We start from the raw sequence: 18,122 nt of genomic DNA on the forward strand, positions 1-18,122 counted from the left end.
GGAGGAGGGCCGCATGCACTACGAGATCCGCGTCGACGGGTACATGTCGGAGGCGCTGACCAAGACCTTCCCCGAACTGGACCACGTCGTGATGTGGGGTCAGACCGTGCTGTTCGGTCATGTCGTCGACGAGGCGCATCTGTACGGGCTGCTGGCCCGCCTGCGCTCGCTGGGACTGCGCGTGGTCGAGATGCGCCCGACCCCCAGGTGACACCCGGCGCCGGGTGTCACCCGAGGCCTGGGTGACACCCGGCGCCCGGCACGTCGGCCCGGCCCGCCGGTGAGCGGTCCGAGGACGTCGGAGGACGCCCTCGGACGTCAGAGGCTCCCCGCGGTGAGCCGTCCCGAGCGTACGGCGGCCCCGAGCTTCTCGAAGTCCCGTTCGTTGCGGTCGGCGTAGGCCTGGGCGAAGCCGGGGAGGGCGCGGTCGAAACGGTCGCCGCCGCCCAGGTAGGCGGAGATCGCGACGGGATCGCCGGAGCGGGCGTGGGCGCGGGCGAGGCTGCCTCCGCACCAGCCGCCGAAGAGGGCGAGCATGCGGGGGTCCATGGTCTCCGGGCGGGCGATGCCCTTCCAGTCCCGGAGCTGGCGCACGTAGAAGTCCCGTTCCCTGCCGTCCAGGCCCTGGACGTGGGTCCAGCCGAGGAAGATGTCGCTGGAGGTCTGGATCAGGCGCTGGCCGGCCACCACGCGGTGGCCCTGGTTGTCGAAGCGTTCGCCGTCCGTGTACGGCGCGAGCACCGACTCCTGCGCCTCCTTGGCCTGGAGCAGCAGCGGGTCGTCGTCGTCGCGGCCGAGCAGGAGCAGGATCCAGCAGCGGGTGCCGACGCTGCCGACGCCCACCACCTTGCGGGCCGTGTCCGCGAGCCGGTAGCGGCGGAGCAGGTGCCGGCGTTCGGAGGAGAGGGTGCCCGTGTAGCTCTCGACGATGGTGCGCAGCTCGATCTCCTCGCGGCGGTCGGGCGCGTCGGCCAGCAGGTCCCGCAGGGGGGTGATCAGGGGCGGGTCCGGGGTGATCCGCCGGCCCTCGGGGCCGCCGTGGGTGAGCCGGTCGGCGGCCTGGAGGTAGGTGTGGGCGCGGGCCCGCGCGGCGGCCCGGTCGGTACGGCGCAGGACGGACGGGTCCAGGGAGGAGTCGAGGAGGTCGCGCATCCGGTCGACGTCGTCCTGGGCGTACCAGATGTCCAGGGTGCGCATGCCGGCGAAGCGGTGCATCCGCTCGCGGTACGCCTGAACGCAGGTGGTGACCGCCCTGTTCTGCTGCCGCGTCGAGAAGCCGTTGGCGCGGCCCGCGATGACGAGGCTGGTGGCGAGGCGTTTGACGTCCCATTCGAAGGGGCCGGGGAAGGTCTCGTCGAAGTCGTTGATGTCGAAGACGAGGTGCCGTTCCGGCGAGGCCAGCAGCCGGAAGTTCAGCAGGTGGGCGTCGCCGCACAGCTGCACCTCGAGTCCGGTGTGCGGGAATGCCGCCAGGTCGGCGGCCATGATCGCGGCGGCGCCCCGGTAGAACCGGAACGGCGATTCCAGCATGCGCCCGTACCGGATCGGGACCAGTTCGGGCACCCGCGTGGCCGACTGGCGTGCGAGCACGTCGACCGGGTCGAAGCGGTCGGGGCCTGGGTCGAACAGGCCCTGCGCCGAGCGGGGCACGCGGGTGCGGGCCGCCCGGCCCCGGTCCGCCCGCTCGGCCGGTGAGAGGGCCGCGGCGACGGCGCTCGGTGCGGTCATGGTCCGCCCTCCTGGCTTCGGCGTACGTCCGCTCTCCAGCTCACCGCGGCCGGGCCCGTCCGGGATCACCCGTCAGGGGTGAGGCCGCACGGACGCGGCGGGGGCAGCCTGGTACGGCACGCGCCACCCGCGCCGGACGAAGGAGAGCCATGAGCTCCGCGACCTACCTCGCGTACGACTATCCCCTGCTCGGGGCCTTCTGGACGATGCTGCTGCTGTTCCTGTGGGTCATGTGGTTCGTACTGCTGTTCCGGGTCGTCGCCGACATCTTCCGGGACGACGAGCTGGGTGGCTGGGCCAGGACCGGGTGGCTGGTCTTCGTCATCGTGCTGCCGTTCGTCGGCGTGTTCGTCTACGTCGTGGCCCGCGGCCGGACCATGGGCCGGCGGGAGACCGCGCAGGCCCGTGCGCGGCAGGAGGCGTTCGACCGCTACATCAGGGAGACCGCGACGGACCACGGCGGGCAGGCCGGCACCGCCGACGAACTGCACCGGCTGTCCGAGATCCGCTCGCGCGGCGACCTCACCGACGAGGAGTTCGACCGGGCCAAGGAACTGGTGCTGAGCGGCCACGGCACGGGGCACCCCCGCTGACCGCACGCACCCGCACGCACCCGCACGACGAACCCGTACGGCGAACGAGTACGAGCAACCTGTACGAGCAACGAAAGGGGCGGCGAAATGGCTACGGCTCACGCCCGTCACACACAGGCACAGACACATGCGCACACTTCCTCCGCCAAGCGCGAGTGGGCCGGCGGACTGACCGTCTTCGGCGGCGTCATGCTGATGCTCGCCGGAATCCTGAACATCGTCCGGGGCATCTCCGGGATCGCCCAGGACGACGTCTTCGTGGCCACGCAGAACTACGTCTTCAAGTTCGACCTCACGTCCTGGGGCTGGATCCACCTGATCCTGGGTGCGGCGGCCGTGCTCATCAGCGTGGGACTGTTCCAGGCCAGTACGTGGGCACGGGTGGCCGGTGTGGCGATCGGCGGACTCATCATGATCGCCAACTTCATGTCCCTGCCGTACGCCCCGGTCTGGTCGGTCGTGATGATCGCCCTCTCCGGCGTCATGATCTGGGCGCTGTGCACGGTGCGGCGCGGGGACACCTGAGCCGCACGCCAGGACGCTCAGGACGGACGGAACGAACGGAACGCGGCCCGGGCCCCGACTACAGCCAGCCCTTCTCACGGGCCACCCGGGCCGCCTCCGTGCGGTTGCGGACGGCCAGTTTCTGGATGGCGGTGGAGAGGTAGTTGCGGACCGTGCCCTGGGAGAGGTGCAGGGAGAGGGCCAGTTCCGCGTTGGTGGAGCCGTCGGCGGCGGCGCGCAGGATCTCGCGTTCGCGGTCGGTGAGGGGGTTGGCGCCGTCGGCGAGGGCCGCGGCGGCGAGCGTGGGGTCGATGACCCGCTCCCCCGCCAGCACCGTGCGGACCGCGGCGGCGAGTCGGGCGGCGGGGGCGTCCTTGACCAGGAAGGCGTCGGCACCGGCTTCCATGGCGCCCCGCAGATAGCCGGGGCGGCCGAAGGTGGTGAGGACGACCAGCTTCACGCCGGGCAGTTCACGGTGCAGGACGGCCGCCGCCTCGATGCCGGTGGCGCCGGGCATCTCGATGTCCAGCAGCGCCACGTCGACGTCGTGGGCGCGGGCCGCTTCCAGCACCTCGTCGCCGCGCGCCACTTGGGCGACGACCTCGATGTCGGCCTCCAGACCCAGCAGCGCGGCGAGGGCTTCGCGGACCATCGCCTGGTCCTCCGCGAGCAGGATTCTGATCGTGCGGTCGCTCATGCCGAAGGTTCCCTGTCTGCCGAAGCACTCGCCGGGGCACCCTGAGCGCCCGCCGGGCCGCTCTCCGTCGCGTCCGCCGGTATTTTCGCCGATGTCTCCGAGGTCTCCACCGGCACCCGGGCGACCAGCCGGAAGCCGTGCCCCGTCCGGCTCGCCTCCAGCGTGCCGCCGACCTGGTGCAGCCGCTCGGTCAGACCGTTCAGACCGTTGCCGTGACCGACGCCACTGCCACCGCTGTCGCTGCCGTTGCCGAGGGCCCGGGCCCCGTTGTCCTCGACGGACAGTTCGAGCACCGGCCCGGCCGGCGAGCGGCGGTGCAGCAGCTCGACCGTGCAGCGCTGGGCGCCGCTGTGCCGTACGACGTTGGTGACGGCTTCGCGCAGCGCCCAGGCCAGGGCGGACTCGCGCTCCTCGGTGACCTCGGCGAGGTCGCGGTCCACGGGCAGCCCGGCGGGCAGTTCGGCGTGGATGCCGGCGGTGGCCAGCGTGACCCGGACGCCGGCGATCTCGGCGTTCAGCCGGGGGCGCCGGTAGCCGGTGACGGCCTCCCGTACGTCGGCCATGGCCTGGCGGCTGACCTGCTCGATGTCGGCGACCTGCCGGGCCGCCCGATCGGGGTGGTCGGGCAGCATGCGGCCGGCCAGTTCACTCTTCAGCGTGATCAGGGACAGCGAATGCCCGAGCAGATCGTGCAGGTCGCGGGCGAGGCGCAGCCGCTCCTCGTTGGCGGCGAGCAGCGCGACGGTGGCACGGGCCTCGCGCAACGCGACGGTGGTCCGCACGAGTTCGCGTACGCCGGTCATGGCGAAGGCGCCGAGGAGTGCCGGGACGAGCAGCGCGCCCACGAACTCCTTCCCGTCCGGCACCACGAAGGCGAGCGCCGTCATCAGCCCCGCCGCCCCCGGGATCGTCCGGACGGCCAGCCGCATCGGCAGGGCGGCGCCGGAGGCGATCGCCACGTACACGAGCAGCACCAGCCACTCCCGGCCCAGGCTCAGGACGAGAGCGGAGGACAGGACGGCGAGGGCGGCGAGCGCGCCGAGGACCGGGCCGTTGCGCTCCTCACGGCCGGCGCGGAAGGTCAGCAGCAGATACGAGGCGACGAAGGCGAGCAACCCGGCCCAGCCGAAGATCCGCGCGCCCGTGCTGTGACCGCCGTCGAGCAGATCGACGACCGGCGCGCTCAGATAGACCAGCCAGATGCCGGTCCACAGGACCTTGACCGCCCGTTGCCCGACGTTCTCCGGGCGCTTCCCCAGACCGGCGCCTTTCCCGTCGTCGACCGGGGCGACGGGGTCACAGGCGGCTTTCGTCGCTGTACTCATGGGGATCATCGTGCCCGGTACGGGTGCCCGAAGGGCAGTGCCGGGCGTCCTGACCCCCGCATGACGGATGTCATGCGGGGGTCAGGAGGACGGGCCGGCGCCGGTTCAGCTCGGGTCGGTCTCGATCACTCCGACGCGGTCACCGGTGCTCTGGAGCGCCGGGCGCAGGGCGCCGATCACGTCCTCGACGGTGACGGGGGTCTTCTCCCCGTTGCCGCGGGTGATCAGCACGCCGTCGAAGACGTCGCCGTAGAGCTCCTGCAGCGCCTTCCGGTCGTAGTACTCGACCAGTTTGCCGTCCTGCGCCCTGACGCCGAGGAACTTCCACAGCGACTTCTCCGGGCTGAAGGAGATCTGGTGGGCCGCGTCGGTCTGGACGGTGACCAGGCCGGACATCGCCGGCTCGGCGAACTCCTTCATCATCCGGTCGACCTCGGCCTTGGGCACCGTGGGTTCCTGAGTGGTCGTCGGGACCGTCACCGCGGACGAGGAGCCGGTCTCCACCTGGGTCCGGTAGGCCGCCGCGACCGCCTCGGTCGACTTGTCGGCGTCGATGCCCGCGCCGGGCTTGCCGTAGACGGCGACGGCCTTGCCGGACTCGAACGTGATCGTGCCGTCGTTGCCGGAGCCGCCGCCCGCGGCCTCCAGGGCGGCGTGCAGCTTCTCCTCGTCGACGGGGATGACCGGGTCGACGACGCGGCTGTTGCCGAAGAGGGAGCCGATGACGGAGACCGGGTTGTAGTCACTCCGGGCCGCCGCGCCGATGGTGGCGTCGGTGTCGAGCTGGAGCCCGGCCTTGTCCGGTTCCAGTTCGACGGTCTTGTCGCCGACGGCCAGCTTGAGCGGCTTGTCCAGCCGGTCGGAGAGGGCCTTGTCGAGCGTCTTCACGGCCTCGTCGCGGGTGCCGCCGCCGATGTCGACGCCGAGCACGGTGGTGCCCTTGGGCACGTCGGAGTGGTTCATCAGCAGGCCGGCGCCGTAGGCGCCACCGACGAGCAGGATCACGGCGCCGCCGAGCAGGGGCAGCTTGCTGCGGCCCTTCTTCTTCGGCGCCTTCGAGGAGGCCGCCGGGGACGGGGTGGCCGGTTCGGGCAGCCTGGGCGGCGTGTGCGTGCCGGGGCCGCCGGCCGTGAAGTCCGCGTCGAAGGAGGCACTCGCCGGTACGACCGGGATACCGCTGGTGACGGTGTGTCCGGAGACGTTGTCGTGGCGGGCTCCGTGGCCCGGGGCGCCGGGTTCGGGGGCGGGGAACTGCGGGGTGAGGCTCGCGGTGTCGTCGCCCAGTCCGCCGCCGGGGTGAGGGCCGCCGTGGGGGCCGTGCGGTCCGTCGCCGGGCGGCAGACCCACCGGGCCGGTACGGCCGGTGACCGGCCCGGCCGTGGGGCCACCAGGACCCCCGGGACCGGCAGGACCGCCGGGTCCGTGCTGATCGCCGTACGGCGACTGTCCGGGCTGACCGGGGTACCCCGCCTGGCCGTTTCGCGCTTCGAGGTCGTCGTCGGTGAAGAACGGCAGGTCGTCGAGGCGCGGCTCGCCGCTTCCGCCCGCACCCGGGCCCTCGCCCGGACGCGTACCGCCGCTGCCGAGCGGGCCGGCGGCCAGCGCCTCGGTCACGTCGAAGGATCCGGTGCCGCCGCCGTGTCCGGGCGCGACCGGCCCACCGGTGGCGCCGGAGAGCCCGGAGCCGTTGCCTCCGCCGGGTGCGGAACCGTTCGTGCCGCCGGGGCCGCCGGGCCGGGAGCCGCCGCCCGTCACGCTCATGCCGCCGGACACACCGGCCGGACGTCCGCCCGGACGCGCACCGCCACCGGAAGCACCGGACGGGCCGGGCGCTCCCGGAGCTCCGCCCGCAGGACCCGAACCGCCCGCCGGACCCGCTCCGTTGCCGGAGCCGCCGCCCGTACCGCTCTTGCCCGCGCCGGACTTGCGCGGCGCGAACCAGTCGCTGGCCGGCTTCTCCTCCGGGGCCGCCTGTTGCGGGACCGACTGCTGCGGGGCGGGCCGCGGGCCGCCCGCGGCGCCCGTGGCGCCCGTGGCCGTCGTGGCGGAAGGCTCGACGGCACCGGGGCCGGACCCCGGACCGGAAGCGGTGCCGCTGCCGGCGCCCAGAGCCCTGGGGGCACCCGGCGCGGACGCCGGCGCCGGCGCCCGGCCCTTGGCCCCGCCCTGGGTGTCGCCGTCGCCCGCGCCCTCGCCGTCCTTGACGGCCTTGCGCACGACGACCGGCGGAATGGGCCGGGAGCCGGGGATGTTGATCCGGACTCTGGTCGTCAGCGTGGTCTCGGTCTTGCGTTCGTCCGAACGCCGGCCGCCCGACCGCTGGTCGCCCGGGCGCTGTTCGTCCGGCCGCGCGGCAGGCCGGCCCGCGGCCGCCTCACCCGGAACCGCCGGAATTCCGTAGGGCGGGGTGCCCGACGGGTATGCGGCTCCGCCGCGCCCGTTGGGCCCGGTGGACGGAGTGTCAGTTTCACGACTCAAGGCAGGTTCTCCCGGTTGGCTCCGCCGCCCGTCACGACCTCACGGTGGGGGTCTCCCCCAACTCGGCCGGAGCCGAGAGTTCGGGGAGGCTCAGCGGCGCGCGCACAACCATACTGGCCACATCCGGCCCGTATGGCCGGACCGTGGCGGAAACCCCCACCGGAACCGTACGCGCGCACCGCGGCGAAGTAGTACGTCACTTCCCAAGTCGGACAGGATCGCCCTGCGGTTGCCGCCCCGGCGCGAGGGTGGCACACATCACAGCGACGGCGATGCCACCGAGCAGGAAGAGGTACGAGCCGGCTCCCGCGGCGAACAGGAAGTCGCCTTCCGGACGGCTGGCGGTGAGCAGGAGGACGACGATGACCCAGCCGCCGGCGGCCGACGCGGCCCCGGCGCGGCTGCGCAGCGCGAGCGCCCCGCCCAGGCAGAGCCCGGCCTCGGCGGCGAGGGCGAGCAGCAGCCCGCCCGGGAACCACGCGGGCTGCACCAGCGCCCCGGCCACACCCACCACGGCGCCGAGCAGGAACAGCCCCACGCAGGCGGCGATCCGCCCGCCGGAGGGCAGCCGCAGCGGCTGAGCCAGTGCCGACACCGGTGCGTTCCCGCTCGTCCGCCCGCTCATGACGTCTCCTCCGCGCCGGCCGTGGTGCCGGTCCCGACCCCGGCGAAGAGGTCGCTCTCCCGGCCGCCGGGGGTCCGCGCACCGCGGACCAGCTCGTAGTACTCGGTCGTGAACAGCGGCTGCGCAAGCTCGTTGGAGAGCACGAAGCAGGGCGCGTACGGCTCCGCCACGGTGATCTGGGTGGCGTGGGCGCGCATCGCGGCGGCCTTGGCGGCGGCGTACGCGGTGCCGTCGATCTCGGTGGTGACCAGGGCGTCGTCGACGACTCCGGGCACGTCGCCGACCTCGCCCACCTTGTCGAACGGCAGCCCGGACAGGTCCTCGTCCAGCCGCGCGAAGGCGGCCTCGGCGACGGAGCGGGGCACCCGGTTCCAGTAGACCTTGGGAACGTCCCACCCGTCCCGGGCGGCGAGCTCGACGGCCCGCATGGCGACGCGGTGCGCCTGGATGTGGTCGGGGTGCCCGTAGCCGCCGTTGTCGTCGTACGTGACGAGCACCTGGGGCCGCACCTCGACGATCACCTGGGCGAGCAGACCGGCGGCCTGGTCGACGTCGGCCTGCCAGAAGCAGCCGGGGTCGTCGTTGTCGGGCAGGCCCATCATCCCGGAGTCGCTGTAGCGCCCGGCGCCGCCGAGCAGCCGGAAGTCGTCGACGCCGAGGGCGCGCATCGCCTCGGCCAGCTCGCCCATCCGGTGCTGCCCGAGGGCGGGACCGCTCAGGTGGGCCAGCCCGGACGGGATGACCTCGCCGCGCTCACCGAGCGTGCAGGTGACCAGCGTCACGTGCGCGCCCTCTGCGGCGTAGCGGGCCATGGTGGCGCCGTTGTTGATCGACTCGTCGTCCGGGTGGGCGTGCACCAGCAGCAGCCGCCGGGCGGAGCGGGAGGGGGGTTCCCCCGGCCGGGAGCCGGGGGAGGGCAGTTCCGTCATGGTTCCACCCTATGAGGCGCCGGGCCCTCTTCGCCCGCACACCGGATGTCCGCCCCCCTGCCTTCCGTCACCCGGCTCACCGGGCTCGCCCTGGGCCGGACCGGCATCCGCGATCTGGCCGGGCTGCACGACGTCCCCGCCCTCGCGGAACGGGACCTGCGCAGTTGCGGCCGGCTCAGCAGTCTGAAGGACATCGACTCCCTCACCGGCCTCACCGACCTCGCCCTCGAGGGGTGTCCCCGTCCGACGACGCTCGAGGGCCGAGGAGTGACCGTCACATCGGGCTGACCGCCGTACGACGCGTGACGCCTCGCCCCGAGCCGCCCCACCGGGGCGAGGCGCGGCGTGCCCTCGACGACGGCCTGCCGGTGCCGGCCGGCCGGGCCGTCACCTCTCGTCGTCGAGCACGTGGGCGATGGCCGGGGCGATCCTCTCGATCCGGTCGACGGCGTCCGTCACCGCGGCCTCGTCGACGGGGCGGCGCTGTTTCAGGTCGCCGTCGACCAGGCCGGCATCGTGTGCGATCTTGTTGCGCCGTTGTGTGATCTCCAGGTAACGACTGCGGAGCTTCTTCTCGTTGAGCGTCCCGCGGACCACACGGCAGGGCGCCCCACCCGCTGCCGGGCAGCGCGCCGCCGATCTTTGAGATGCCCCGCCACCGACGGGGCATCCGGCACCTCTGCCGAGAAAAGAGCAGGGGGGATGTGTCATTCCGCTTGTCGAGGTGTCAGCGTCGGGCGTGACCGGCGGGTGTACGGCGGTCGGGTCGGGTGGAGACAGCGGCTTCTCAGCGTGCTGCCGCAGTCGACTCCTGGTCGTCGACCCGGAGTTCGGGTGCGGGACGGCGCAAGCCCTTGGTGATGACGGCGAGGTAGACGACGCCGATGGCCATCCAGCCGAGTCCCAGTTTGGTCGCGGTGGCGCCGAGTTGGGTGATCAGGTAGATGTCGACGGCGGCACCGGCCAGGGGCAGGAGCACGAACCCGAACAGTGAGGGGCGACTGCCGGAGCGCCATTTCCGTACGGCGTAGGCGATGACGCAGATGTTGACCAGGGTGAAGCCGAGGAATGCGCCGAAGTTGATGAACGAGGTGGCGTCGGCCAGGGTCAGGTTCGTCGCCAGGAGCGCGATCGCGGCCACGATGAGGACGTCCGGCACCGGGGTGAGCAGTTTGCTGTGCAGGCGTCCGAAGACGGGGCGGGGAAGGACGTTGTCGCGGCCCATGACGAACATCAGCCGGCTGGTGCTGGCCTGGATGGCCACGCAGGAGGCGAAGCCGCCGAGCATGGTGAGGGTGTTCGCGACGTCGGCGAAGCCCTGGCCGCCGACGAGGATGGAGACGGCGTAGCCGGCTGAGGACTCGTCGGCGAAGGTGCCTCCGGGGTGCGCCCACTGCATCACGAAGGAGAGCGTCACGAAGATCACGCCTCCTGCGAGCACGGTGAGGATGATGCCCTGCGGGATGACCCGCCGCGGGTCCCGGGCTTCCCCGCGTCCGGTTCGGCCTGTCCCGCGACAGCTCACGTGCGAGAACGCGGTCTCGCACGCGGCCCCCGGTACGGCCTTGAGCGCGGCCCGGGAACCGACGTCGCGGGGCTCTGCGCTCAGCCGATGTCGAAGTCGAGGTTGGTGACGTACCAGGCGTCCTCGATCTTGCCGGCCTCCACGTTGACGTTCAGATCCTCCGGATCCACGCCGGTGGAGTGGGACAGGATGATCTTGTCGAGCGCCTGTCCGTCGACGGTGATCCTGCCTGCGGGGACCACCACCTTGTCACCGTCGGCCGGGACCTGGGCGGCCTCCACCTTCGGGTCGTCCGTGGGCGGTTCAGGTGTGAACGACTCACGGAAGCTCCCGACCACCTCCTCCATCTGCTTCGCCTCGGGCGCGTCGCTGCCGCACCTCGCGGGGGTGCCGACCTGTGCGGGCGACGAACCGGTGGCCGCTTCCCCCATCAGCAGGCATGCTTCCTCGGCCTCCCCCTTGATGACCGCGGCGACCCACGCGGCGACCACCCCTTCGCCGGTGGACTGGTCGGCGGCCGAGGACTGCGGAGCCGGCGAACCGCTCTCCTGCTCGCCCTCCCCTGCCTTCCCCGAGCCGGCCGGCGCCGAACTGCCGGCGGCGGGCTCCTTGTCCGCCGCGGAGTCCGTATCGCTCGAGCATCCCGCGACACCCGCGAGCGTCACCACCAGCGCACCCCCGACGAGCCAGTCGGCGGCCCTTTTCCCGCGCCTCATTAACGCCATTTCAGTAACTCTTTCCCATAAAGAACCCATACATCTGGAAGGCACCCCGAAATGACTTCGATCGCGATGCCGCATTGGCCATAGAGACGCGGCGGGCGCCGAAACGGTTCAATGTCCGGGCAGGAGAACATGCTGGTCAACCGCACTACGCGGACATCCCGTCCGGGTGGGGTGATCTTTCCGGAATAGGTGGGCCAAAAGGCCACCCACCCGAGTTCGGCGGCGGTCGAGGGAAATGTCCCCTCCTGTGCCCCTGCCGTCTTCATCGCCCCGCCACGGGGCGGTTCCCGGCCTTCGGATTCGATGGGCCTACCTCCCTGTACGGAGTGAACAGCGCTCGGCGAGCGCACCGCGGCGGAGCTGAAAGAGCGTTGGCGTGCCCTCGAACACGTCACCCTCAGCCCGAGCCGGACAGGCGACCTCGCCCGCGCCGCCCTCGCCCTCGACGGCCGGCGGAAATGCTCTCCGTTGAGAGGACCTCACCGGCCGGCCCGTTCTTCCCGGGGCTCGGCGGACGACCCGGCTAACGCGCCACGCGGTGGCGGAGGTGGACGACTCTCGAGCTGAAGGCGCGGGTCTCGACGAGTTCGAGATCCACCCGGCGCTCGCGTTGGGGAAAGAACGGAATGCCACCGCCCACCAGCACCGGGTAGACCATGGCCCGGTACTCGTCGATCAGACCCGACGCGGCCGCCTCGGCAGCGAGGGTCGCGCCGCCGATCGCGATGTCGCCCTCCCCCGGCTCGGCCCGCAACCGCTCGATCTCCTCCGCCAGGCCGCCGGAGGCCAGGCGGGCGTTGCCCTGCACCGCCGACAGCGTGGCAAAGAACACGACCTTGGGGAGCTGCTTCCAGAGCGCGGCCCACTCGAGCTGGGAGTCGTCGAGCGAGGGATCATCGTCGGCGGTCTCCCAGTACAGCATCGTCTCGTACAGCCGTCGTCCCAGCAGGTGGACGCCCACCTCCCGGATCTCGTCGATCCAGGAGCGGAAGACCTCCTCGTCGGGTGCCGTCCAGTCGAAGCCGCCGTCCGGGCCGACGATGTAGCCGTCGAGCGAGACGCTCATCGAACAGGTGACGCTGCGCATCGGAAGTCCTCTTCGGTGACGGGTTCGACCGTACGACCGCCGGTCGCAGCGGGACTCATCGCGGCGCGCGGGATTTCTGGGCCGAGTCACCTCGAGCAGGGCCGGCGCGGCACGGAGCCCGAATGGAGCAGGGGCGACGCGGGACGGCCGCGTCGTGTGGGGCGGTCCCTCGAATCCCGCCCGCACCTTCGGATAACAACTGACTTGCACAGCAAGCCCGTTCGGGTGTCGCCCCGCGCTCCCGCGCCCCATGGCGCGTTCTCCGCGATCACGCGATACTGCGGTTTCCGGCACCCCACGCACCCCATGCACCCCACGTGAACGGAAGGCCCGCCCCTTGAAACCCCTGCGTGTTCGCCTCGCCGTCCTCGGCCTCGCTCTGCTGACCGGTGGCCTCGCCGTCCCGGCCACCGCGACCGCCGCCTCCACGGCGCTCTCCCCCACCACCGAGGAACGACGCCTGGACGGAGCGGTCCCGCAGGAGGTGCTGCGTCGTTCCGGATTCGACACCGTGGCGGCGGGGTTCGCCGATTCCCTCGACCGCGCGGGCTCCCACGAGGAGGCCCGCCTGGTCGTCGCGGCCGAGGGGAGGCGGCTGTGGCACAGGGCTGTCGACCGGGCACAGGGGCGCGGCCCCGCCGGTGGCGACCTCAGCCGGGACGACGACCGGCCCCTGTACTGGGCACGGCTCGGCATGACCCGCGAACTGCGTACCTGGGAACCGGAGTTCCGGCTGACCGTCGCCCAGCGGAAGCTGATGCTGAGCAAACTGGAGCAGGTCTCGCGGGGGCAGAACGGATTCGACTACCCGGCGGACAGGAGCGTCAGGCGGATCCTGGTGACCGGGTTCGACCCGTTCTCCCTGGACCGGGACGTCCGCACCTCCAATCCGTCCGGCGCCACCGCGCTCGCACTCGACGGCACCGTGATCCGGACCGCGGACGGCCCGGCGCACATCGAGACGGCCGTGTTCCCCGTGCGCTGGGAGGACTTCGCGGACGGTGTGGTGGAGCGGGCGCTGCGGCCGTACCTGCCGAAGGTGGATCTGTTCACCACCGTGAGCCAGGGCCGGTTGTTCCGCTTCGACCTCGAGCGGACCAACGGGGCCTGGCGGGGCGGGACCGCGGACAACGACGGCGTCGGCCACGCCGAATTGATCCCGGTCGCCGCACCGGCCTCACAGCCCCAGTGGACGACGACCACCCTGCCGTACGCGGCCGTCGTCGCCGCGAACACCGGTCCGTACCCGGTCTACGACCGCACCACCGTGACGGAGATCCCGGCGGGAGGCACCCAGCCCGTCGAACGGCCCGACGGCCCCACTCCCGGCTCGACGGCCCGCGCGGGCGGCGGCGGTGACTACCTCTCCAACGAGATCGCCTACCGGGCCACCCTGCTGCGGGACCGTCTCGGTCTGCGCGGCACACTGCCCGGCGGCCATGTCCACACGCCGGTCCTGCTGTTCGGCTCCGGGAACATGGACCCGAGTACGGGAACGGTCACGGACCCGGAGTTCGTACAGAACCGGCTGGACATCATCACCCAGGTGCGGTCGATCCTGACCACGGCGATCGGCGCGGCGGAGCAGCCTCGAGGCTGACGCCGGGCCCGGCCGGGGCGTCGGCGCCGGCGGGCACCTCGGCCACAGCAGGCGCCTCCGCCACAGCCAGGGAGCCCTGCCGCCCGGCTCGCCCGTGCCCTCCCCGCTGGTCTCCTCGCCGAACAGGTGAGGTTCCGACGGGCGGGTCGGGGAGGGGTGAGGCTTGGTGGGGTTTTTTCCCCCACGTTCTTTGTCTTTCAGTCGTCGACGGCACCGGGACCCGTGGGCACGGGTTCCGGTGGTACGAGGCACAGTTCCGCCCATACGGTCTTCCGCGGGAACCGCCCCTCGCTCACTCCCCAGCGGTCCGCCAGCGCCTCCACCAGCAGCAGCCCACGGCCCGATTCGGTCCCGCCGTCGGGCTCCTGCCGTGCGGGGAGCCGGTCGCCCCGCGTGTCGGTGACCTCGATGCGGAGCGTGGCGCCGACCACGTACAGCGTGAGGCGGAAGCTGCGGCCGGGCAGACGGCCGTGCGTGGCCGCGTTGGCCGCCAGCTCCGCCACGACGTGGCTCGCCGCCTCGTCCGGCAGGCCCCAGTTCCGGAGCGCGTCCACCGCGAGCAGGCGGGCGAGACGGGCACCGCGCGGGGTGGACGACAACAGCATCGTGACGTTGCGGATTTCGCGGCCGGGTCGGGCGTCCGCTCCGGCGATCTCCTGAGTTTCCTGATTCACGTCACTCAGCGTGGCCGACCGGACGTACCGTGATGGGTAATCGCGGCGCTGCGTAGGGTGACCGTCCACGGCTTGTCCGGCCCTGTCCGACCTGTCGATACGACTCCCACCGGCACCGCGTGACGGTACGGCGCGGCACAACGGAGGAGCGCGACATGTCGGTGAACGGCGAGGCGGTGCGGGTCACGACCGAGACGGACCGGACGGACGAGCCGGGGTGGGAGGTCGACCCGGACGACGACTGGGCACTCGCGGTGGTGGCCACCGTGGGACGGCAGTTGAGGCTCCGCCGGGAGGCGGCGGGCATGCGGGTCGGCGACTTCGCGGTAGCGGTCGGTTACGGAGACGACCTCGTCTACAAGATCGAGAGCGGCAAGCGCATCCCCCGGCCCGAGTACCTGGACACGGCGGACGAGCTGTTCAACGCCGGTGGCCTCATCGCAGCGATGAAGGAGGACGTGCAGAAGGTCCGGTACCCGAAGAAGGTGCGGGACCTGGCGCAGATGGAGGGGCGGGCGGTGGAGATCGGCTTGTACGTCTGCCACAGCATCAGCGGGCTTCTGCAGACGGCCGATCACGCCAGAGCTGCCTTCGAATCACGGCAGCCCGCCTACTCCCAGGACGAAATTGAGCGGATGGTGGCCGCCCGTATGGCCCGGCAGTCCATCTTCCAGAAAGACCCGGCGCCCACTCTCAGTTTCGTCCTGGAGGAGGCTCCGCTCCGGCGTCCGCTCGGAGGCACAATGGTGTGGCGGGGACAGCTCGAACACCTGCTTGAGGTAGGCAAGTTGCGTTGCGTGACGCTTCAGGTGATGCCAACGCACTGTGAAGTGCATCCAGGCTTGGATGGAAAGATCGAACTGCTGAAGTTCGAGGACGGTTCAGCAGTGGCACGCTGCGAGGGTGCGTTCAACGGCCGTCCGGTCACGGACACTCGGCAACTCCGCCTTGCCGAACTGCGGTATGGCACCATCCGAGCGCAGGCTCTCCCGCCTCGGGCGTCTCTGGCCTTCATCGAAGAACTGTTGGGAGAAACATGATCCGCAAAATCTCCGGCCAGAACGCTTCGGGCCTCGCATGGTTCAAGAGCAGTTACAGCGACGGCAACGAAGGCGACTCCTGCGTCGAAGTAGCAGGAGCCTGGTTCAAGAGCAGTTACAGCAGCGGCAGTGAGGGCGACTCGTGCGTAGAGATCGCCACTGCGCCCGGCACCGTCCACGTCCGTGACTCCAAGGACGTGGACGGCGGCCGGCTGTCCTTCGCCCCCGCCGCGTGGGCCGACTTCGTGCCGTACGCGGTCGAGGGCTGACGGCAGCTCCTACTCGACCTCGGCCTCCGGTACGTCCCCTTCGCCGCCCAGGGGACGGGCGATGGCGGTGAACTCGTCCAGGGCGGACTGGAGGTCGCGGACGATCTCCTCGGTGATCACCTCGGGCGGCAGACCGCTGTCGGCGTCGTCGAGGGCGCCGATCGGACAGAGCGATGCTCGAGTCGCCCCATTTCGACAACCTCACCCGGTGGACACATCGCTGTCGTGCATCCCGGTGACATGGCAGGACGCCTGAGGGTCCGGCCCGCTGCAGGCCGAATGCCGAAGTGTGTGGTGCCGACGCACCCTGGCACCCAGCGGATACCGGTGGGCTGTACGGCGACCCCGCGCCGCACAGTCCATTCACGTAATCCACCTGTCCGGAGCACCCCTCAGGCGTCCTGGAGGCGTCGGAAGGGCTGGTCGGCCTCCAGCTCGAAGGCGAGCTCCAGCAGCGTCCGTTCGGCGCCCGGGCGGCCGGAGAACATGACGCCGACGGGGAGCCCGTCCGGTGTCGTGGTCGTGGCCGGCACCGAGATCGACGGCGTTCCGACGACGTTGTTGACCGGGGTGAACGCGACGTAGGCGAGGATGCGTTCGATCAGGGTCTCGTAGGGGACGGCCGGGTTGAGGTGGCCGAGCGGGGGCGTGGTGTGGGCGAGGACCGGGGAGAGGATCAGATCCAGTCCTCGAAACGCCGCCGCGTACGGCTCCCGCGTGCGCTTCAGCCTCCGCACCACGCCCGGCGTGCGCTGCCAGTCCTTCACGTACGTCTCGCGCAGGCCCCGGCTGAGGCCGTCCATGCGGCGCCGGTCGAAGTCCGCGCCCAACGTCCTGCCGGTGACGCCGATGAGGAACGACAGCAGGCCCCAGTAGGTGAGGAAGTCCGGGGTGAAGCGCGGGTCGATCGACAGCTCCACCGGCTCCACGGTGTGCCCGAGCCGCTCCAGCCGCTCCGCCGTCTCCGTGACGGCCGCGCGGGTGTCGGCGTCGGAAGGGACGCCGTTGGGCGAGTCCAGGACGAACCCGATGCGCAGCCGCCGCTTCGAGGGGCCCTCGACCAGGCCGACGGGCTGCAGTTTCGGGTTGCGCCAGTGCTGCTCGGCGGCGGCGAGGAACGCGGCGCTGTCCCGTACCGAGCGGCTCACGACGCCGTCGGTGACGAGGTCGATCGGCAGTTGGCGGCCCTGGGCGTTGGGGACCACCCGGCCCCGGGTGGGCTTCAGGCCGACGAGTCCGCAGCAGGCGGCGGGAATCCGGATCGAGCCGCCGCCGTCGTTGGCGTGCGCGACCGGTACGGCTCCGGCGGCGACGAGGGCCGCGCTGCCGCCCGACGAACCGCCCGCCGAGTGGCCCGTGTGCCAGGGGTTGCGGACGGGCTCGGCGTCCTCGTACTCCGTGGTCGGGCTGAACCCGAACTCGGGCATCCGGGTCTTGCCGAGCACCGTGACGCCGGTGCTCAGGAACTGCCGGGCGAACGGGGCGTGCCGCCGTGCGGCCCTCGGCACGAACGCGGCGCTGCCGTGTCCGGTGGGCAGCCCCTGGTAGTCGGTGTTGTCCTTGACGAAGGTCGGCACCCCGGCGAAGGCACCGGCCGGCTCGGATCGGTGCGCCGGAACGTCGATGTGCACCTGGACGGCGTTGAGCCGCGCCTCCACGGCCCTGACCCTGGCCGCCGCGTCACGGGCGGCCTCGGCGGCGCTGACCTCTCCCCGGCGGATCGCCTCGGCGAGGCCCACGGCGTCGTGGTCGCCGAGGGCGTCGTCGCGGAAGACGTGCACCCTGGTCTGTTCCTGTTCCTCGGAAGTCGTCACCGGTGGCACCGCCCCTGAACGCGTGGATGATTGCCCGCCATCATTCCTTACCGGCGAGTAACAGGCGAGAGGGCAGGTGCACCCGGGTCAGTACGTCGGCGCACCCGGGTCAGTGCAGCGCCGTCCGCGAGGGTCACCGGCTTCGGCGGATCCCCGGCCCGGACCGGCCACCCGGACCGCGACCACCTGATTTTTCAGATGTCAGGGTGCACACCGGTGCGGTTGCCCAGCGCTCCGCGACCGACCTCGGAGCCAAGGCCTACACGGCGGGCAACCACGTCGTCATCGGCCGGGGCGGGGCTGACGACCACACGCTGGCGCATGAGCTCACCCACGTGATCCAGGTCCCGTCCGACGGCACCGATCACCGCACCCACGAGGAACAGAGCGCCGCGATCGCGGCCTACGTCCGCCGGCGCAATGCCCGCGCCGAACCGAAGGCCGGCTTCGCCCGGGACTCACCCCTCCGTCAGTGGACGCATACCCGGCCCGAGCGGCGTGACAAGCGG

At 71.9% G+C, this 18,122-nt stretch carries 19 protein-coding genes and 1 pseudogene; 8 read left to right on the forward strand and 12 right to left on the reverse strand.

What is annotated here, in order from left to right:
* Window positions 1-13 precede the first annotated feature (13 nt).
* Window positions 14-211, forward strand: coding sequence for a hypothetical protein (locus ACIF80_RS01565; RefSeq protein WP_399797967.1), 198 nt, complete (start codon window positions 14-16; stop codon window positions 209-211).
* 107 nt (window positions 212-318) lie between these two features.
* On the opposite strand, the gene ACIF80_RS01570 is transcribed toward ACIF80_RS01565, so the two are convergent.
* Window positions 319-1,728 (reverse strand): DUF2252 domain-containing protein, encoded by a 1,410-nt coding sequence (locus ACIF80_RS01570; protein WP_399797970.1) that lies wholly within the window; start codon window positions 1,726-1,728, stop codon window positions 319-321.
* 149 nt (window positions 1,729-1,877) lie between these two features.
* On the opposite strand from ACIF80_RS01570, the gene ACIF80_RS01575 reads away from it, so the two are divergent.
* The gene (locus ACIF80_RS01575; RefSeq protein ID WP_399797973.1) at window positions 1,878-2,321 is read left to right on the forward strand and encodes an SHOCT domain-containing protein; all 444 of its coding nucleotides are present in this window, start codon (window positions 1,878-1,880) and stop codon (window positions 2,319-2,321) included.
* Window positions 2,322-2,408: 87 nt separating this feature from the next.
* Window positions 2,409-2,846 (forward strand): hypothetical protein, encoded by a 438-nt coding sequence (locus tag ACIF80_RS01580; RefSeq protein WP_399797975.1) that lies wholly within the window; start codon window positions 2,409-2,411, stop codon window positions 2,844-2,846.
* A 58-nt stretch (window positions 2,847-2,904) separates the two neighbouring features.
* On the opposite strand, the gene ACIF80_RS01585 is transcribed toward ACIF80_RS01580, so the two are convergent.
* The 5 genes from ACIF80_RS01585 to mshB form a co-directional block, all read right to left on the reverse strand.
* Window positions 2,905-3,522 carry a DNA-binding response regulator gene (locus ACIF80_RS01585; RefSeq protein WP_399797978.1) on the reverse strand — a complete coding sequence of 206 codons (618 nt, stop codon included), beginning with the start codon at window positions 3,520-3,522 and terminating at the stop codon, window positions 2,905-2,907.
* Complete coding sequence (locus tag ACIF80_RS01590; RefSeq protein WP_399797979.1) at window positions 3,519-4,847, reverse strand: sensor histidine kinase; 1,329 nt, start codon at window positions 4,845-4,847, stop codon at window positions 3,519-3,521. Before ACIF80_RS01590 ends, ACIF80_RS01585 begins: the two co-directional genes overlap by 4 nt.
* A gap of 105 nt (window positions 4,848-4,952) precedes the next feature.
* Window positions 4,953-7,325, reverse strand: coding sequence for a hypothetical protein (locus ACIF80_RS01595; RefSeq protein WP_399797981.1), 2,373 nt, complete (start codon window positions 7,323-7,325; stop codon window positions 4,953-4,955).
* 196 nt (window positions 7,326-7,521) lie between these two features.
* Entirely contained in the window at window positions 7,522-7,950 is a 429-nt protein-coding gene (locus tag ACIF80_RS01600; protein ID WP_399797984.1) for a DUF6113 family protein, read from the reverse strand.
* The gene (gene mshB / locus ACIF80_RS01605; protein ID WP_399797986.1) at window positions 7,947-8,879 is read right to left on the reverse strand and encodes an N-acetyl-1-D-myo-inositol-2-amino-2-deoxy-alpha-D-glucopyranoside deacetylase; all 933 of its coding nucleotides are present in this window, start codon (window positions 8,877-8,879) and stop codon (window positions 7,947-7,949) included. The genes ACIF80_RS01600 and mshB overlap by 4 nt, the downstream gene beginning before the upstream one ends.
* Window positions 8,880-8,924: 45 nt before the next feature.
* Between mshB and ACIF80_RS01610 the strand changes: the two genes are divergently transcribed.
* Window positions 8,925-9,167, forward strand: a complete 243-nt coding sequence (locus tag ACIF80_RS01610; protein ID WP_399797989.1) for a hypothetical protein — start codon at window positions 8,925-8,927, stop codon at window positions 9,165-9,167.
* 99 nt (window positions 9,168-9,266) lie between these two features.
* Here the strand turns inward: ACIF80_RS01610 and ACIF80_RS01615 are convergent, their stop codons facing one another.
* From ACIF80_RS01615 to ACIF80_RS01630, 4 genes are all read right to left on the reverse strand, one after another.
* A complete protein-coding gene (locus ACIF80_RS01615) occupies window positions 9,267-9,476 on the reverse strand; it encodes a hypothetical protein (protein ID WP_399797991.1) in 210 nt (69 codons plus the stop codon).
* Window positions 9,477-9,666: 190 nt separating this feature from the next.
* The gene (locus ACIF80_RS01620) at window positions 9,667-10,404 is read right to left on the reverse strand and encodes an APC family permease (RefSeq protein ID WP_399797993.1); all 738 of its coding nucleotides are present in this window, start codon (window positions 10,402-10,404) and stop codon (window positions 9,667-9,669) included.
* An 80-nt stretch (window positions 10,405-10,484) separates the two neighbouring features.
* Entirely contained in the window at window positions 10,485-11,129 is a 645-nt protein-coding gene (locus ACIF80_RS01625) for a hypothetical protein (RefSeq protein ID WP_399797996.1), read from the reverse strand.
* 523 nt (window positions 11,130-11,652) lie between these two features.
* On the reverse strand, window positions 11,653-12,216 hold the full coding sequence (locus ACIF80_RS01630) for a dihydrofolate reductase family protein (RefSeq protein WP_399797998.1): 564 nt from the start codon (window positions 12,214-12,216) through the stop codon (window positions 11,653-11,655).
* A gap of 337 nt (window positions 12,217-12,553) precedes the next feature.
* Between ACIF80_RS01630 and ACIF80_RS01635 the strand changes: the two genes are divergently transcribed.
* Window positions 12,554-13,816, forward strand: coding sequence for a pyroglutamyl peptidase (locus ACIF80_RS01635; RefSeq protein WP_399798000.1), 1,263 nt, complete (start codon window positions 12,554-12,556; stop codon window positions 13,814-13,816).
* A gap of 197 nt (window positions 13,817-14,013) precedes the next feature.
* On the opposite strand, the gene ACIF80_RS01640 is transcribed toward ACIF80_RS01635, so the two are convergent.
* Window positions 14,014-14,490, reverse strand: coding sequence for an ATP-binding protein (locus ACIF80_RS01640; RefSeq protein ID WP_399798002.1), 477 nt, complete (start codon window positions 14,488-14,490; stop codon window positions 14,014-14,016).
* 155 nt (window positions 14,491-14,645) lie between these two features.
* Here ACIF80_RS01640 and ACIF80_RS01645 point away from each other — a divergent pair, with 155 nt between their 5' ends.
* Both ACIF80_RS01645 and ACIF80_RS01650 read left to right on the forward strand, forming a co-directional pair.
* The gene (locus tag ACIF80_RS01645; protein ID WP_399798005.1) at window positions 14,646-15,530 is read left to right on the forward strand and encodes a helix-turn-helix domain-containing protein; all 885 of its coding nucleotides are present in this window, start codon (window positions 14,646-14,648) and stop codon (window positions 15,528-15,530) included.
* The gene (locus ACIF80_RS01650) at window positions 15,527-15,799 is read left to right on the forward strand and encodes a DUF397 domain-containing protein (protein ID WP_399798007.1); all 273 of its coding nucleotides are present in this window, start codon (window positions 15,527-15,529) and stop codon (window positions 15,797-15,799) included. The genes ACIF80_RS01645 and ACIF80_RS01650 overlap by 4 nt, the downstream gene beginning before the upstream one ends.
* Window positions 15,800-16,191: 392 nt before the next feature.
* Here ACIF80_RS01650 and ACIF80_RS01655 read toward each other — a convergent pair whose 3' ends face one another.
* Window positions 16,192-17,613 carry an amidase gene (locus ACIF80_RS01655; RefSeq protein ID WP_399798010.1) on the reverse strand — a complete coding sequence of 474 codons (1,422 nt, stop codon included), beginning with the start codon at window positions 17,611-17,613 and terminating at the stop codon, window positions 16,192-16,194.
* 26 nt (window positions 17,614-17,639) lie between these two features.
* On the opposite strand from ACIF80_RS01655, the pseudogene ACIF80_RS01660 reads away from it, so the two are divergent.
* A pseudogene (locus ACIF80_RS01660) lies at window positions 17,640-17,945 on the forward strand (DUF4157 domain-containing protein); the annotation flags it as partial.
* Between the last annotated feature and the right edge of the window lie 177 nt (window positions 17,946-18,122).

This window comes from Streptomyces sp. NPDC085927, assembly GCF_044540975.1.
In the GTDB taxonomy this organism is placed as follows: domain Bacteria; phylum Actinomycetota; class Actinomycetes; order Streptomycetales; family Streptomycetaceae; genus Streptomyces; species Streptomyces hirsutus.

Excerpts from the sequence above, each read along its gene's own strand:
- ACIF80_RS01625 (WP_399797996.1), bottom strand. The coding sequence starts at position 11,129 with ATGGCGTTAATGAGGCGCGGGAAAAGGGCCGCCGACTGGCTCGTCGGG.
- ACIF80_RS01600 (WP_399797984.1), bottom strand. The coding sequence starts at position 7,950 with ATGAGCGGGCGGACGAGCGGGAACGCACCGGTGTCGGCACTGGCTCAG.
- mshB (WP_399797986.1), bottom strand. The coding sequence starts at position 8,879 with ATGACGGAACTGCCCTCCCCCGGCTCCCGGCCGGGGGAACCCCCCTCC.
- ACIF80_RS01575 (WP_399797973.1), top strand. The coding sequence starts at position 1,878 with ATGAGCTCCGCGACCTACCTCGCGTACGACTATCCCCTGCTCGGGGCC.
- ACIF80_RS01570 (WP_399797970.1), bottom strand. The coding sequence starts at position 1,728 with ATGACCGCACCGAGCGCCGTCGCCGCGGCCCTCTCACCGGCCGAGCGG.
- ACIF80_RS01565 (WP_399797967.1), top strand. The coding sequence starts at position 14 with ATGCACTACGAGATCCGCGTCGACGGGTACATGTCGGAGGCGCTGACC.
- ACIF80_RS01585 (WP_399797978.1), bottom strand. The coding sequence starts at position 3,522 with ATGAGCGACCGCACGATCAGAATCCTGCTCGCGGAGGACCAGGCGATG.
- ACIF80_RS01645 (WP_399798005.1), top strand. The coding sequence starts at position 14,646 with ATGTCGGTGAACGGCGAGGCGGTGCGGGTCACGACCGAGACGGACCGG.
- ACIF80_RS01650 (WP_399798007.1), top strand. The coding sequence starts at position 15,527 with ATGATCCGCAAAATCTCCGGCCAGAACGCTTCGGGCCTCGCATGGTTC.
- ACIF80_RS01610 (WP_399797989.1), top strand. The coding sequence starts at position 8,925 with ATGTCCGCCCCCCTGCCTTCCGTCACCCGGCTCACCGGGCTCGCCCTG.
- ACIF80_RS01580 (WP_399797975.1), top strand. The coding sequence starts at position 2,409 with ATGGCTACGGCTCACGCCCGTCACACACAGGCACAGACACATGCGCAC.
- ACIF80_RS01630 (WP_399797998.1), bottom strand. The coding sequence starts at position 12,216 with ATGCGCAGCGTCACCTGTTCGATGAGCGTCTCGCTCGACGGCTACATC.
- ACIF80_RS01590 (WP_399797979.1), bottom strand. The coding sequence starts at position 4,847 with ATGAGTACAGCGACGAAAGCCGCCTGTGACCCCGTCGCCCCGGTCGAC.